This window comes from Providencia sp. R33 (genome assembly GCF_019343475.1).
Classification (GTDB): Bacteria; Pseudomonadota; Gammaproteobacteria; order Enterobacterales; family Enterobacteriaceae; genus Providencia.
The window spans coordinates 4,670,299-4,684,339 of record NZ_CP072453.1 but is presented as its reverse complement, the minus strand read 5'-3'; the positions used below and the strand labels follow the sequence as shown (position 1 = coordinate 4,684,339).

The following is a 14,041-nucleotide window of genomic DNA, read 5'->3' as shown; positions in this document are numbered from 1 at the left end:
AACAAATTACACAAACATTTGTTGTAGTAATCCCTGTTTCCATTGTTTTAATATATCCAGCTTAGTGTTCTCAAGGGTGATTTTATCATCAATCGATGAGAAGAAATTAGCAATTTTCACTTGCTCATCTAAAGATGATGGAAGTGTTATTTCTAAACTTTTGAGTTCTTTAGCATACAAATGAACAACCGAGTTACCTTGAGCTAATTTGGAAATTTCCTTTTTCTTATAATGAGTTAAATAATAAGCAAGTAAGAGACTATTGTAATCATTTTTAAGCCGAATAATATTCAAATCCCCCCCTAGAAGTACACCGGTAATTAAAACAGTTGATGCTTTAGATATATCTTCAGCTGTCTCTCCGGATGAGGGTATCAAAATATCGCCGTAATGGCTGATGAGTGATTCAGATGAAGAAAGGTTTGTTTTTGATAAAATATGGTTAATTTTTTCATTATAATGGGTGTATAACTCGCCATATCTAATACATTCATTTTCACCCTTGCTGGTAATATCTTGTTTAGAAATACCCTTCCCTTTATAGAAATTCGCCATTTTACCTAAAGCCGTTGTTTCCCAGCTAGGGTAAAAATCACCACTATCATTTTTAAAACGAATTTTTTGGCTAAACAGCTTTTGCATCATCCCTTTTTTATACTGCTGTAATAATTCTACTTTACGGGTTTGTAGCGTAATGTTCTCATCAACTAAAGATAAGAAATCAGCAATTTTATTTTGCTCTTTATCACTAGGAAAATAAAATTGTTCTGAAGAAACTATATCCCAGTCAGCTCTCGGCATTTTAGAGCCTGATGATTTTTTAGCTGATTCAACAAAAGTATTTGTTTGTATATATTGATATAAAAATTTATTTGTAACTTGTTTTCCTGTTAAAACCCAAAACTCTGTCGAACAAACACCATCGAATGTGGTATATAGATATTTTTTTAAATATGGTCTTAACTTTCCAAAAAGAACATCACCTTGAAAAAAAACATTTTTTATACTTGATTGTTGCTTTGCTGAATAAGTTTTTAGCAATTGACCACTTTCTTGTGATACACAATCTAATTCAATACACGGAAAATCCTCGTCCGCTAAACTAGGATTATACTTTTTACTCTTATTGGAAACTATTTGACCAAAGCTATTACTTTGCCAATTCTGTTCAAATCCATTAAATCTTAACTTAGGTGTGATTTTTTTCATTAATCAGCGCCTTTTGATGAAGTGAATGGCAATGTAATTTGCAACTCTTGGCAATACTGAGCAATTTTCTCATCTACACTAGCTATTTCTGACTCAAGGCTAATAAGGTCATTTGCAATACCATTTATATCAATTTCGTCTTCAGCTTCAAAGGTATCCACATAGCGGGGTATATTCAAATTGTAGTCGTTACCTTTAACTTCCTCTAATGTGGCTAAATGACTGAATTTCTCAATTTCGGTTCTGTCGGTATAGCAATCGATAATTTTATCAATGTGCTTAGGGGATAAAAGGTTCTGCGTTTTGACCTTGTCAAACTCTTGGCTTGCATCAATAAAGAGAATATGGTCATCATCTTTACGGCATTTTTTCAGCACCAAGATACAGGTTGGAATACTGGTGCCGTAGAACAAGTTTGCAGGCAATCCAATCACGGCATCAATACAGTTGAGCTTTTCAATCATGTATTGTCGAATATGACCTTCTGCGGCCCCGCGGAATAACACCCCATGAGGGAGTACAACTGCCATCGTGCCATCTTCCGCTAAGTGATAATACATGTGCTGGACAAAGGCCATATCTGCTTTGGTTTTCGGTGCTAATTTACCGTATTGACTAAAACGTGGGTCACTGAGCATTAAACTATCCGCAGACCAATGTGCTGAAAATGGCGGATTAGCGACAATTGCATCAAAGCGTTTATCCAGATGCTGCGGTTGAGTTAATGTATTTTCTTGCACAATCTCAAAGTCTGCATAATGAACCCCATGCAATATCATGTTCATTCTAGCCAAGTTATAGGTGGTACGGTTTAATTCTTGTCCGTAAATTTTACCCACGGAATGTGCTTCACGTTTAACTCGCAACAGTAATGAGCCTGAACCGCAAGTTGGGTCATAAACATTCTTTAATTTGAGTTTATGTGCAGTAACAATCTTAGCTAACAGTGTAGAAACAGGTTGGGGTGTATAGAACTCACCTGCTTTTTTCCCTGCACCACTAGCAAACTCACCAATTAAGTACTCATAAGCATCACCCAGAATATCCGTGTTAGCATCCGTTAAATTAAAACTCAATTCATCGAGCTTATTAATGATGCTCGCAATCAATTCATTCTTAGCCGCTTCCGTATTCCCCAACTTACTGGAGGTTAAATCTAAATCTTCAAACAGGTTACTAAAATCATCGACAGACTCTGAGCCCAATGTGCTTTGCTCAATCCCGCGTAGTATTTTACTTAAATCCTCTAAGATAAAACCTTGTCCAACCCCTTTCGGGTCAGCTTGAACACGTTTAGCCAGTGAGTGAAAAAGAGATTCAGGAGGAAGGTAATATCCAATCGCTTCAATGGCATCACTTTTTACTGCTTCAAGAATATCCGCATAGTCCGGTGAGCAAATGTCCAGTGAGCTATAGGTTAAACCGTCTTGTTTCAATATATGGTCTGCATAATTAGCAAATTGCTCAGATAAATACTTATAGAAAATAAACCCTAAGCAGTAATCTCGAAATTCATCTGCATGCATTTTTCCACGTAAAGAATCTGCGATATCCCATAATTTACCTTGAAGTTCACGCAGTTGCTGTGCGTCATTTGCCGTTGTCATGTCATTACCTTGATGATTGAAAAACTGCTACTCACATCCCTTTATATAGTGGGGTGTGAAAGTCACGATGGACACAAAATATCATAACGCCATCTTATCATAAAACCACGATAGAAACTGACTATGGCTGACAGCCCTGCGGATTAAAAACGTAAGATGACTACCTTAAGTTTTCAATTCTAAATTACCGAAGAATAATGGTCATAACACCGGATGAATACTTAACACACTCATCCATCCGCTGAGCCTTTAGATAGATGAGTGGGTAAGTTGAAATCAATACGGCAATGACCAATCTGATTTTGTTGCTGATGAAGTATCCCTTAATGCTGCCTCCGTACTGTAAACACTCTGCTGACAATAAGGGCAACCTTTTGGACCATGATAATCGCGCTGGCAAAGAGTACAGAACCAATGTCTTACAGGCACAAGCGGAGGAAGCCAAGCCCACCATCCTGCCAGCTTAAAATGTCGATAAAGTGGGTTTAGTTGTGCTTGGCAGTATGAACACTTCAGCTCCTCTGCGTTATTCACATGCATAAAATAATATTCTCGTCCTTCTTTATGTAACGAAAGTGCCGCTTGGCAGTGATAGCATTGGTACTGTGTGAGTGGTTGAGTCCCAGCGACTTGAGCACCAATGATTTTTAAGTCAGGGTTTAACGCGAGATAAAGTCGTACTGGCGAAGGTATTAGCATCATTATAATTTAACTCCAGTAAATTCCCCTCTTCTCAATAGGCGCATCAAAACACCGCATACGGATGGGCTATGCAGCAATATCAATGACGGAAGATAACTAAAAAGAAGAGGTAGCGGATAAGAGGGATTTATGACATGCGAGACATTTCAATACGTGCTGATAGCCACTGTTCAACTTCGCTTTTCAGCCAACGAGAGCTGCGCCCTAACTTAATGGGTTTGGGAAACTCACCATCTTGAATGAGCTTATAAAACCATTTGTCCGTTAGCCCTGTTAATTGGGTAATAAATTTCATATCGATAAATTGATCATTCAGTAATGAAGACGATGGAATTGCGGTCGTTGATGCTTCAATTGGATTTGTCATGAGGAAGAACTCCTGTCTTTAAAATTAAAGTCAGAAGCGATACCGGTTTGATGAAAGGGATATCACTTCAAGTCATGACATCCCTTCTCCAGTTTTTAATTACCGACTGCATCCAAATGACCGCTCACCCTCTACATAAAACTTGGTATGCAACTTAGCGAGATACCGAATTCGATTTAAAATAATCTCTTGGGACTGATTCGTCACAATGTAGGTATAAACGCCATCTTCAGTTTCTTCTTGCTCGACACGATATAAATGCGTGACATTTTTACCCGCAATATTGACTAATGGACGAGACGGTAAATACGCTATTTTGATGGCACTGCACCAAGCCTGTTGTAACATAACATAAAGGGTTCCACTCTCTTTTTTGAAATCCCCTAAGGAGTGATAGATATCTTTGTTAAGCAGTAACATCACGTGGTAGTGCTTTTGTTTATTCTTTTCACCAATCTCTTTCACCCATGAATAATGTAGTTCACAGGAAAGATTACGTTTCCAAGCCTCTTCTTTCTTTTTAAGGTCATTTTTGATTTTAGCCTTAAGAGATTCAAAGAATCGGGTAATAGCTGTAGAGTCATCGGCAACATCTTCTGTCGTTATAGGAAAGCGTAAATCAAGGTGTATGGCTGTTAAGCGTTTATGTACCGCTAGTGCTTTATTGATGGTACGGTTAATTTGGTTTACATAGTGTTGGTTTAGCTTTTTTGACATGACGTATTCCTCTTGTGTTGATTGGATGTCATATCAATGGGAAGGCTTGTTGCTAATTACAGTTTCGTTATTAGGAGAATAAGCTAACCGATCTAAGTCTGCTGCTTAAGGCAGCAAGATCATCATACTGACTAAACTTTTAAGGGAAGATGAGGTTGGTAAGTCACTGTAGATTTATAAGGCATGTGCTTAACTATTTAGGTTATCTATGCATTAATAGGTTTATGGAAGATGATGACAATCTAGGTCTATAGGTATCGTTTTAGATGTGTAGGTTGGTTTTTGTATTAGAATAGTCGTGTTGATATTTAAATGTATTGTTTATATGTAGCATGTATATTTATATAACTATACCAACACATTGATTAGGCTATTTTCGTTAAAAACCCTCAGTAAGTACTCAAGCGTATGGACGTTAACCTGAAATTAAATTGAGTTTGAGCGCATTTTTTCAATAAAAACCACAACTCACTACTCTGATATTAGCCCCCTATTTTCACTTCTCAATGACCTCATTTTTATACTCTTCCCCCTTAAAAAACATGCAAATTTTAACTGCTACCCTCATTTTTTCGCGGGTCATCACGAATACCGTAAGCCCTGAAGCCTTCCAGCCAATATCATCAAAAACAAAGACGGAAAATTATAGATATATGATAATAATGATATTTAATAAATGTGCGCACTTTGAGGTATGCGATAATCTACGTAAAAATTAAGCTTATCGCTTATCCGTGCCTTTGGGGGCTGAACGTTTTTGCCGAGTAACGCTTATTATTTTTTTACGACACAACGTATCTACTGGGTAACGTTTCATTGTGTCATACTCGTTCATTTGACAGTGTGGATTAGGAAGGGACGATGACAAGTGAATATCGAGTTCATATTAATTTTAAAAACCAGCGCATCTATGATCACATCCGTAAAGGTGCGAAGCGCGCTAATACAACACCAGGAAAATTTGCAGAACAACTTATTGAGAAAGAAATTAATCGTTCTATCACACATTATGACAGTGATAATGCCGATTTGAATCAAGCGTATAAGGATATGACATGGATAAAGTCGAAAGAAGGACTGATGTCGAGACCAACTAAATTCTGGCCCGGCGGCGTAAATAAAGATTACACAGTAGAGGAGTTTAATGCTCGATTCATTAAATCTAAGAAAATTAACAGAACGACTGTATCTGAATTAATTAAGGATGAAATTATCAATCTAAAAAATTATCCTGACAATCTCATCAAGCCACTTGCCGATATAACGCTTATACTCATAAAAGAGGTTAATGTGAATATCTTAGACATAAAAAAAAGTGATCATGATGAAAAAAAATATCAGCCAAAAATTAGAGTTGCCTTGAACTATGAGGCAGAAATCGTCCCTGTGTATTTAGGTAATAACATCTTAGAAATAAATATTCTAGACATTAAACACTATACATTTGCCCAGTTATTTCAAGAAAATCGAGCTTATCATTTAAAAAAATTATTCTGTGTTCAAATAACGCGAAAAGGGGGGTATTTTTTGAGGGCACTCAATTCCCCCATTTACCGTGATGACGTGTTATGTGAAATCAAAGAAAAATATCAACAGAAAGTTAAAGCCTACATTGATGATAAAAATATCAGTATAAAAAACCGTTCAGAGCAAGCTAAGCAACTGATGGTACTTTCTTAGTTATCACTTAATCACAACCCCTTTCAGTTAGATATTTTTTCAGCGCCATATTATCTCCTTGTAAAATCACAAGGAGATTTTTATGTCTGCTGAACATATTGTTTCATCATTAATCAAAGCCACTCTACCTAACTCACTGTCACACCTGCAATCTCAGCTATTACATGAAATTAATCAACTCGTTCATTATTCCCCTACCATTGGCCTCATGGGCAAAACGGGCGTGGGAAAATCGAGTTTATGCAACGCCCTATTCCAATCTAACGTCTCTGCAATAAGTGATGTCGAAAGTGGCACACAAACTGCCAAGCGGCTGCAAATGACGTTAGGAAAACGCACATTAACACTGATTGATTTTCCGGGCATCGGCGAATCACTGTCGTGTGATAAAACGTATCAAGCGTTATATCAGCAGATGTTACCGGAGCTGGATTTGATTATCTGGGTGTTAAAAGCCGATGATAGGGCATGGACGTCGGATGAGGTAACTTACCGCTTTTTAACACAGCATTGTGGGTATCAAGCTGCGCAATTTTTATTTGTTATTAATCAAGCTGATAAAATTGAGCCTTGCCGTGAATGGGATGTTCATGCTTGCCACCCATCCCACCAACAAGCTAACCATTTACAGTTAAAAATCGATGCCGTACAAAAAGCATTCTCTCCTCGACATCCCGTCATTGCTATCTCCGCGAAAGAAGGCTATCAAATTGATGTGTTCGTTGAACATTTCATACACGCCTTACCTGCAAAAGCCAGTAGCAGTACCTTGACGCAATTAAAGCCAGTCTACCGGACAGAGTACATCAATTCACAGGCGAAACAAGATTTTGGGCAATGTGTGAATAAGGCGATGGATGACCTGATTTATCAACTGCCTCTCCCTGTAGGGATAAAAGACACCTTTATCCAAATCAAAGACACACTGGTGTCTGCTGTCGTCTCACTTTGGCGATGGTTATTTTAGTTATTCATATACGAGTTACCCTCCGTGATTAACGACAGGATGTGTCACCCTTATTGATTGCTGTTCAAAAGGAATGTAATTTGCTTTATTTTCAATTTGTTATTGATTTTCAAATAACATAAAACGTTACAATTTCCATGTTGATGGCGACATATCCTGTCAAGGTGATTTCTTATACTACTTCCCTCTTATCCACTTACCTCCGAGCACTACATATATGAAGGAACATGAACTACGTCATGACCGTTTAGCGTTGCAGCTCTCCTTGATTATTAGTCGATTATTCTCAGGAGAAACTTTATCGTTACATGCTCTATCTCATGAATTTGGTGTATCTGAACGAACACTTCAACGCGATTTTCACCAACGATTAGCTCACCTTGATTTGGAATCAAGTAAAGACGGCTACCGTTTATCAGGCGTAGTGACTCCTTGGCGAACACCAGATACCTTTACTTTTTTACAAAAGGTGGGCTCTTAGCCTATTTTCCGGGGCTAACACGCAAAACCGTCAATAACTTGTTGCAAAACGAACTGGTCTATCCATGTTTAATACTGCATCCATCGAACATTAAACTATCAAAAAACAGCGCAGACTGCTTTTATAAGCTCATTCATGTGATCACTAATCAGGTCGTCATCTCTGTTAAACAAACGAATGGTATTTATCTACACATTGAGCCTTACCGCATGGCATTACAAGCAGCACAGTGGTATCTCATCGGTTATTCATCTAGCCAACTTACCGTAATTACACTCAACAATATTGAGTCCATCAAAATCACAGAAATTCCATTTCAGCGACGAAAAGAAATTTGTCGACTCACTTCAGAATCTCAGTTTATCCAAGGATTACCTTATTTCGAATTTATTCAATACGTTATCAACCAAACTCATCATTTTTCATCATGATGTCATCTTATCAATAAGGAATAACAATGAACCTAAATCCTATGTTCTCACCACTTAAAACAAAATTTGTCCTATTTAGTGCAGCCATCTCATTCAGCACTCTACTGGTAGGATGTGGTGAAAATGCCTCCTTCATCACACAGTGCAAACTTCAAGGGGGAAGTCGTGCAATGTGTGAATGTTCGTGGGATAAAATGGCTGAAAAATACCCCACGAAATACTTGGTTGCCATCGGAGAAGGCAAAGCGATGCCACCAGCCGATTTCACTCAGCAAATGCGAAATGCCTTTATTCAATGTAGTCGACAATAATCCGTTTAACGTCTAATCAGAAGGTCGTTAACTATGCTCTCCCTTTTTTTAAAGTATCTGGCTATCGCATTTAGCTTCGCCTTTATTATGCTCATTTTTAATGTGTTCAGCGCGACAGGTCATATTCGTGGATTCTGGCATGGCGCGAGTATTTTATTCTGGCTCACGCTGAGCCCAGCGATAGGTATGACATTAGGTGCCCTGATAAGACAATGGCTAATGCCTGATGCAATTTATACTCATGAAGGTTCATTAGGCATTGCTAAAGCTAAGCTCTTTTGGGCGATTGGACCACAAGGTATTGGTTGGTTATCCGGCGCCCTTGCTGTTGCCGATAAACTGGCTTAAAGCTTAATCAGTTATTTCATTCATTTTACCATCACGCCAACAGGGGAAACCTTGTTGGCGTTTTTCTTATTTCTGTAACGGAGAAAATTATGACGCAAACCTCTTTAGGTTCTAATGACATCAACATCATTCATAGCAGTACAGTTCCACTTATGCAGCGTTCTGATTTTTGGCTTAATTATTTTAAAGGCATCAAGGGCTGGCACACCTTTGAAGTCGTCATATTCACCACTATGGGGCAGTTTTGTGACGATTATGAAGGCGGCTATTGGGAGTATTGCACCTTATCGAACGGTGGTGCCTTTATTTACCCCGATTTAAATCAAGAAAAACTGACATTATTTAACCCTCATAACGGCAATGAAGCTGACGTCAGTTGTGAAGCGGCAGGGATTGCTGTGTGCTTGATGATGTACAGTTTATGGTCATTTCAAATCGAGAGTGAATTATTAGTCGAACGCTTTTATCAACTGCGTGATTATGCGGCACAACACTCAGAACGTTCCGCTATTTTCCATCTTATCGATTAAATCCCTCTTAATTCACTCTTTCTGTTTTACCTATCGACTTTATTTTTAAGGAAATTCATTATGACTCGTTTAGCTTCTCGTTTTGGTGCAGCGAATAGTATTCGTCGTGACCGCCCACTTACCATTGAAGAATTATACCGAACCGTACCGAGCGTATTTTCTGAAGAAAAACACGACTCTCGTAGCGAAAAGTACACTTATATACCTACTATTACCTTACTCGATAGTCTACAAAAAGAGGGTTTTTATCCGTTCTTTGCTTGCCAAACCCGTGTTCGAGATGAAAGCCGTCGCGATCATACGAAGCATCTGTTGCGGCTCCGACGCCATGATCAAATTACAGGCAACCAAGTCCCCGAAATCATTTTGCTCAATAGCCATGATGGGTCAAGTAGCTATCAAATGCTACCGGGATTTTTTCGCTATGTTTGCCAAAACGGGCTCGTTTGCGGTGACACTTTTGGAGAAGTCAGAATCCCTCATAAAGGCAACGTCGTTGATAAAGTCATTGAAGGGGCTTATGAGGTTTTAGGCACCTTCGATGCTATCGCTGAAAAACGTGAGCAAATGCAATCCTTACTATTACCGCCACCAGCGCAGCAAGCCTTGGCTCAAGCCGCGTTAACATACCGTTATGGTGAAGCGCATCAACCGATCACCGAAGCTCAAGTATTACAGCCTCGTCGCTTTGAAGATAAGAAAGACGATCTTTGGACGGTGTACCAACGTTTACAAGAAAATTTAATTAAAGGGGGACTATCCGGCAGAAATGCCAAAGGCAAACGCGCTCGCACGCGTTCAGTGAATGGGATTGATGGTGATATCAAATTGAATAAAGCCTTGTGGGTACTAACGGAACAAATGCACGCCCACTTTTCTGGGCGCGAACGACTATAGCCACAGTACACGTTAAATAATTTGATCTTACGGTGAACACGATGAAACTATCAGAACGGCAGCTAAAAACCTTGGGTAATGTGAAACTCAATTATGGCCCACTCTGCAACAAAAGGACGCTCAACTCGCTGGAGAAAAAAGGCTTAATCCGATGGCACACATCTAGTCGTTGGATCTTAACTGAATTAGGTTTTCATATGCTGAATAACGTAAAAGAGGATCTTTAAACATTAAGGTATTAAATAATTCATCCCCTTAACTTCCCCTTCCTCTATCAATGACTTGTATTAGCTCAGGCTTGAACCGACAAGGTTTATAGGTAGAACACGATTAAACCTGAAAGTCTGGTCTGAGCGAACACACCATTGTTGTTCCTACCAAACTCGCAATATTGACTACCTTGCAATATATTGTTAATACACGGTTATATGGTGAGCATAGTAAGTTCACTTTCGACCCAATGCCCCCTTCGGCTCGCAATCGCTTGGGCTTTAATGACTCTTCGAAAAAAGTGGCTATATAATGATTATTTTTTCTACTAAGTTTGTTTTAACCTGTACTATTTAGTGTTAACTTTATGAACATAATTACAAACAATAACTACATGGAATATAAATGTATATTCGTACGGTCAAGATTGAAAACTATCGAGCCTTCAAAGACTTCGAGATCAAACTTTCTCCACTCAACCTAATTATAGGTGAAAACGAAGCAGGCAAAACCAATCTATTTGACGCGCTTGCTCTGCCACTTAACGGCAATGATATTAGTTTCTACAAGAAACGCCTCTTGGTATCGGATATCAACCGTGAAGCAATCAAAAACTTTTATCAAGCTATCATCAACGGTATGGAAGATGATGAGATCAAGGATTTGATTCCAAAGGTTCGAGTTGAGATCGAGTTCACTGATCCAAAGAACATTATTGAAGAAGGCGTTATTGGTAAGTGGATAATCGGAGAAGAAGCAGATAATAGCTATAGGATTCGCTATGACTTCATGCCCAAAGAAGTAGATCATTTTGTAAATACTGTCAAAGATCAACTCAAAGGGATTAGGGACATCAAAGACACACGCTGGTTTAATCTACCAATAGAGCTGTACGACTACGACGTAACCCAAAGCAATAATGGGGTAAAGGTTAGCTACTCTGATTTAAGGCTTATAGCCATCAACTCAATCAACGCCGAACGTGACGATTTTGCCGAGAGTAACACACAAAAATCAAACGACATTCTGACCAAGATGCTGATTTCCTCTCTCGAGGATGTGGATAAGGCCAAGATTAACAGTGCATACACTTCCTTTTTTGATGAAATCGAAAGCACCGAGACATTCAAAAAGATTGTTACACCTGATCCAGACTTTGAGAATTTCTTCGACGAGATTGTAGATAAGCTTGAATGTATCCCCAACCTACCTAATTTAAAGAGCATCTTATCTAATATCACCTTGAAGTCTGGTGAAAGCTATCTATATCAGCGTGGCCTTGGGTATCGCAATCTCATTTACATTTACCTATTATTTGAGTTTTTTAACGTCAACAAAAATGTACTTAACCTCTGTTATATAGAAGAACCTGAAGCACACCTTAGTGTCAACAATCTTCGCTTCGCAACTGACTTTATATACAAAAGCACACAAAAAGGCGGTTCATCTCTACAGACGCTAATTAGCTCCCATAGTCCACAAGTCATCAACAAACTTGAGTTAACTAATGTTATCGTCCTATCTGGAAATGAAGCCATTCACCTAGCTGATAGTAAGATGTATCTAACTAACTACCTTCGTAAGCGACCTAACTTTGACATTCTAAAACTACTACTTAGTAATAAAACTGTTCTTGTTGAAGGCACTACCGAAGAGATGCTGATCAACGCTATCCTCTACCGTAACAACAAGAATGTAAGTAGTCTTGAAGTAATATCTATCGAGCAAACTGGCTTCACGATTTTTATGGATGTCTGGTTACAAGTCAATAAAAGCAATCCCAAGAAGAGACTGAGTATCATTCGTGATTATGATAATAATGATTCGACTAAAGATAAGCACCAAAAATACGATACTAATAACGACAACATAAGAGTAAGAACCACTAGTAAATATACGCTTGAAGACGATCTAGCAGAAGCTACTGGAAATCTTGAACGTCTAAATACACTGTTTAAAAAGAAATACAAAACCCCAGAAGAGATGTCCACATTCCTGAAAAAACGTAAAGCAGAAAGAATGCTCAAAATTGCAGACTCTATCTTAAATGAAGAGAACGAAAATCCAATCAAACTACCTACCCATATTCAAGAAGCCTTGGATTTTATGAAATGATTGAGGTTCAAATAGCTGGAGCAGGTGCAGGTAAGACTCACGGTCTAGCCCAAAGGATCATCTCGCACTATGACCCAACGTTGTATGGAAAAATCTTTGCGATCACATATACCAATAATGCAGCGAAGAACATCTCCGAAGCTATCATAAAACAACTCGGGTACTTGCCAGAGAATATTGTTATTTGCACTGTTCACACGTTTCTATTGAATGAGATCATTTACCCTTACTCTCCGTTTGTTCTAAATGAAGTTTATACCACCTCTTCTCGGTGTAAAACATTCTCAAATTATCCACCGGGAAAGACTGACGAACAGAAGAAGAAAGAAAAGGCAAGTACCATAAGCAGGCTAAAGAAAAGCGGTATAATACACGTCGATGAAACTTATTCCGCTGCATGGAGGGTTGTCGATGAAAACTACTCAAAACACAGTAGCCAAAAGAAAAAGTCTAAAGTTAGGAAAGTTCACAAACTACTAAGTAGCGCTATTAATAAGATTTTTCTCGACGAAGTTCAGGATCTTGATGAAATTGCCCTTAAGGCTTTTCAACAAATTGGTGAGAACTCAGTTGACATATACATGGTGGGAGATCCCAAACAAGCAATAGATTATCCAAAATCTTTCAAAGATTGGTTAGCTGCAAACAAAGCCAACGAAAAAATTAAAGTACTTCCTAATATAACAACTTCTCGTAGGGTTCCACAGAGAATTCTTGATCTCTCAAACATCTTCTGCCCCAGAGGCCAAGAGCAAACTAGTTTGTCAGACGTTGAAGGACGCCTAACATATATCACATCTAAAGATGATTATTACGACGAAGTTCTCTGTCATCACATTGAAAATGGAAGCTTAGTTAGCATCTTAAGAAAAGAAGGTAACTACTCAACCAAACAATCAGGATCACTACCAGAGTTCGATCCAGAAATAGAAAAAATCCTTACGAAGAAATTCTCTGAATACGAAGGCGGAGTGGTCATATACTCATTGCAGCGTTTCTTTGCGTCCTTGTTATCTGCCAATGATAACAACAGGTCTATACGTAAATTTCTTACAGAACTAGAAATCTCATATGAAAAAGAGCTGTTTAAAAAGCTTTGCCGATCAGCTGAGCAGTATAGTACATCTAAGGATAATTCAGCTAAATACGCAATCAGTAGCATCCAAAGAACTAAGGGCTTAGAGTCTAAGGTTTGTGTCTTAGTCTTAACACCTGCGATTTTTAAATGCTTAATACAAGATGGAGTTACTAAATACAACAAGACTTGGAATATGGTCTATGTTGCGTTAACTCGAGCAGAATCTGAACTAGTTGTTGCTGTAGACATGGATTTACTTGGTAAAGTGTATGAGCATGATGATATTGTTGAACGGCTTGAATCTATTGGGTTTGAAGAGCTAAATCCAAATCATCCAAATCACAAAACCGAAGAAAAATTAGGAAAGGAATAATATCAACAAATGAAAAGA

General features: G+C 38.4%; 15 protein-coding genes. 10 read left to right on the top strand and 5 right to left on the bottom strand.

Annotation, left to right across the window (positions count from 1 at the left end):
- Positions 1-6: 6 nt before the first annotated feature.
- The 5 genes from J6836_RS21655 to J6836_RS21635 form a co-directional block, all read right to left on the bottom strand.
- On the bottom strand, positions 7-1,209 hold the full coding sequence (locus J6836_RS21655) for a restriction endonuclease subunit S (protein WP_219245871.1): 1,203 nt from the start codon (positions 1,207-1,209) through the stop codon (positions 7-9).
- Positions 1,209-2,816 carry a type I restriction-modification system subunit M gene (locus J6836_RS21650; protein ID WP_219245870.1) on the bottom strand — a complete coding sequence of 536 codons (1,608 nt, stop codon included), beginning with the start codon at positions 2,814-2,816 and terminating at the stop codon, positions 1,209-1,211. The genes J6836_RS21655 and J6836_RS21650 overlap by 1 nt, the downstream gene beginning before the upstream one ends.
- Before the next feature lie 276 nt (positions 2,817-3,092).
- Positions 3,093-3,518, bottom strand: a complete 426-nt coding sequence (locus J6836_RS21645) for a zinc-ribbon domain-containing protein (protein ID WP_219245869.1) — start codon at positions 3,516-3,518, stop codon at positions 3,093-3,095.
- A 127-nt stretch (positions 3,519-3,645) separates the two neighbouring features.
- On the bottom strand, positions 3,646-3,885 hold the full coding sequence (locus J6836_RS21640; protein WP_219245868.1) for a helix-turn-helix transcriptional regulator: 240 nt from the start codon (positions 3,883-3,885) through the stop codon (positions 3,646-3,648).
- Positions 3,886-3,984: 99 nt separating this feature from the next.
- Positions 3,985-4,602, bottom strand: a complete 618-nt coding sequence (locus J6836_RS21635; protein WP_219245867.1) for an inovirus Gp2 family protein — start codon at positions 4,600-4,602, stop codon at positions 3,985-3,987.
- A gap of 861 nt (positions 4,603-5,463) precedes the next feature.
- Between J6836_RS21635 and J6836_RS21630 the strand changes: the two genes are divergently transcribed.
- The 10 genes from J6836_RS21630 to J6836_RS21590 all read left to right on the top strand — a co-directional run bounded on the left by J6836_RS21630 (position 5,464) and on the right by J6836_RS21590 (position 14,023).
- A complete protein-coding gene (locus tag J6836_RS21630; protein ID WP_219245866.1) occupies positions 5,464-6,282 on the top strand; it encodes a hypothetical protein in 819 nt (272 codons plus the stop codon).
- Between the two features lie 82 nt (positions 6,283-6,364).
- On the top strand, positions 6,365-7,249 hold the full coding sequence (locus tag J6836_RS21625) for a GTPase family protein (protein WP_219245865.1): 885 nt from the start codon (positions 6,365-6,367) through the stop codon (positions 7,247-7,249).
- Between the two features lie 217 nt (positions 7,250-7,466).
- Positions 7,467-7,730: a hypothetical protein gene (locus J6836_RS22820; RefSeq protein WP_255586283.1), complete on the top strand. Its 264-nt coding sequence runs from the start codon at positions 7,467-7,469 to the stop codon at positions 7,728-7,730.
- A complete protein-coding gene (locus J6836_RS21620) occupies positions 7,682-8,161 on the top strand; it encodes a WYL domain-containing protein (protein WP_255586282.1) in 480 nt (159 codons plus the stop codon). The genes J6836_RS22820 and J6836_RS21620 overlap by 49 nt, the downstream gene beginning before the upstream one ends.
- A 26-nt stretch (positions 8,162-8,187) precedes the next feature.
- Positions 8,188-8,472: a hypothetical protein gene (locus tag J6836_RS21615; protein WP_219245864.1), complete on the top strand. Its 285-nt coding sequence runs from the start codon at positions 8,188-8,190 to the stop codon at positions 8,470-8,472.
- Positions 8,473-8,505: 33 nt separating this feature from the next.
- Entirely contained in the window at positions 8,506-8,820 is a 315-nt protein-coding gene (locus J6836_RS21610; protein ID WP_219245863.1) for a hypothetical protein, read from the top strand.
- Positions 8,821-8,909: 89 nt separating this feature from the next.
- The gene (locus J6836_RS21605) at positions 8,910-9,350 is read left to right on the top strand and encodes an antirestriction protein (RefSeq protein ID WP_219245862.1); all 441 of its coding nucleotides are present in this window, start codon (positions 8,910-8,912) and stop codon (positions 9,348-9,350) included.
- A 60-nt stretch (positions 9,351-9,410) separates the two neighbouring features.
- On the top strand, positions 9,411-10,247 hold the full coding sequence (locus J6836_RS21600; RefSeq protein WP_219245861.1) for a DUF932 domain-containing protein: 837 nt from the start codon (positions 9,411-9,413) through the stop codon (positions 10,245-10,247).
- 615 nt (positions 10,248-10,862) lie between these two features.
- Entirely contained in the window at positions 10,863-12,572 is a 1,710-nt protein-coding gene (locus tag J6836_RS21595) for an ATP-dependent nuclease (protein WP_219245860.1), read from the top strand.
- Positions 12,569-14,023, top strand: coding sequence for a UvrD-helicase domain-containing protein (locus J6836_RS21590; RefSeq protein ID WP_219245859.1), 1,455 nt, complete (start codon positions 12,569-12,571; stop codon positions 14,021-14,023). The genes J6836_RS21595 and J6836_RS21590 overlap by 4 nt, the downstream gene beginning before the upstream one ends.
- The last annotated feature ends 18 nt before the right edge of the window (positions 14,024-14,041 follow it).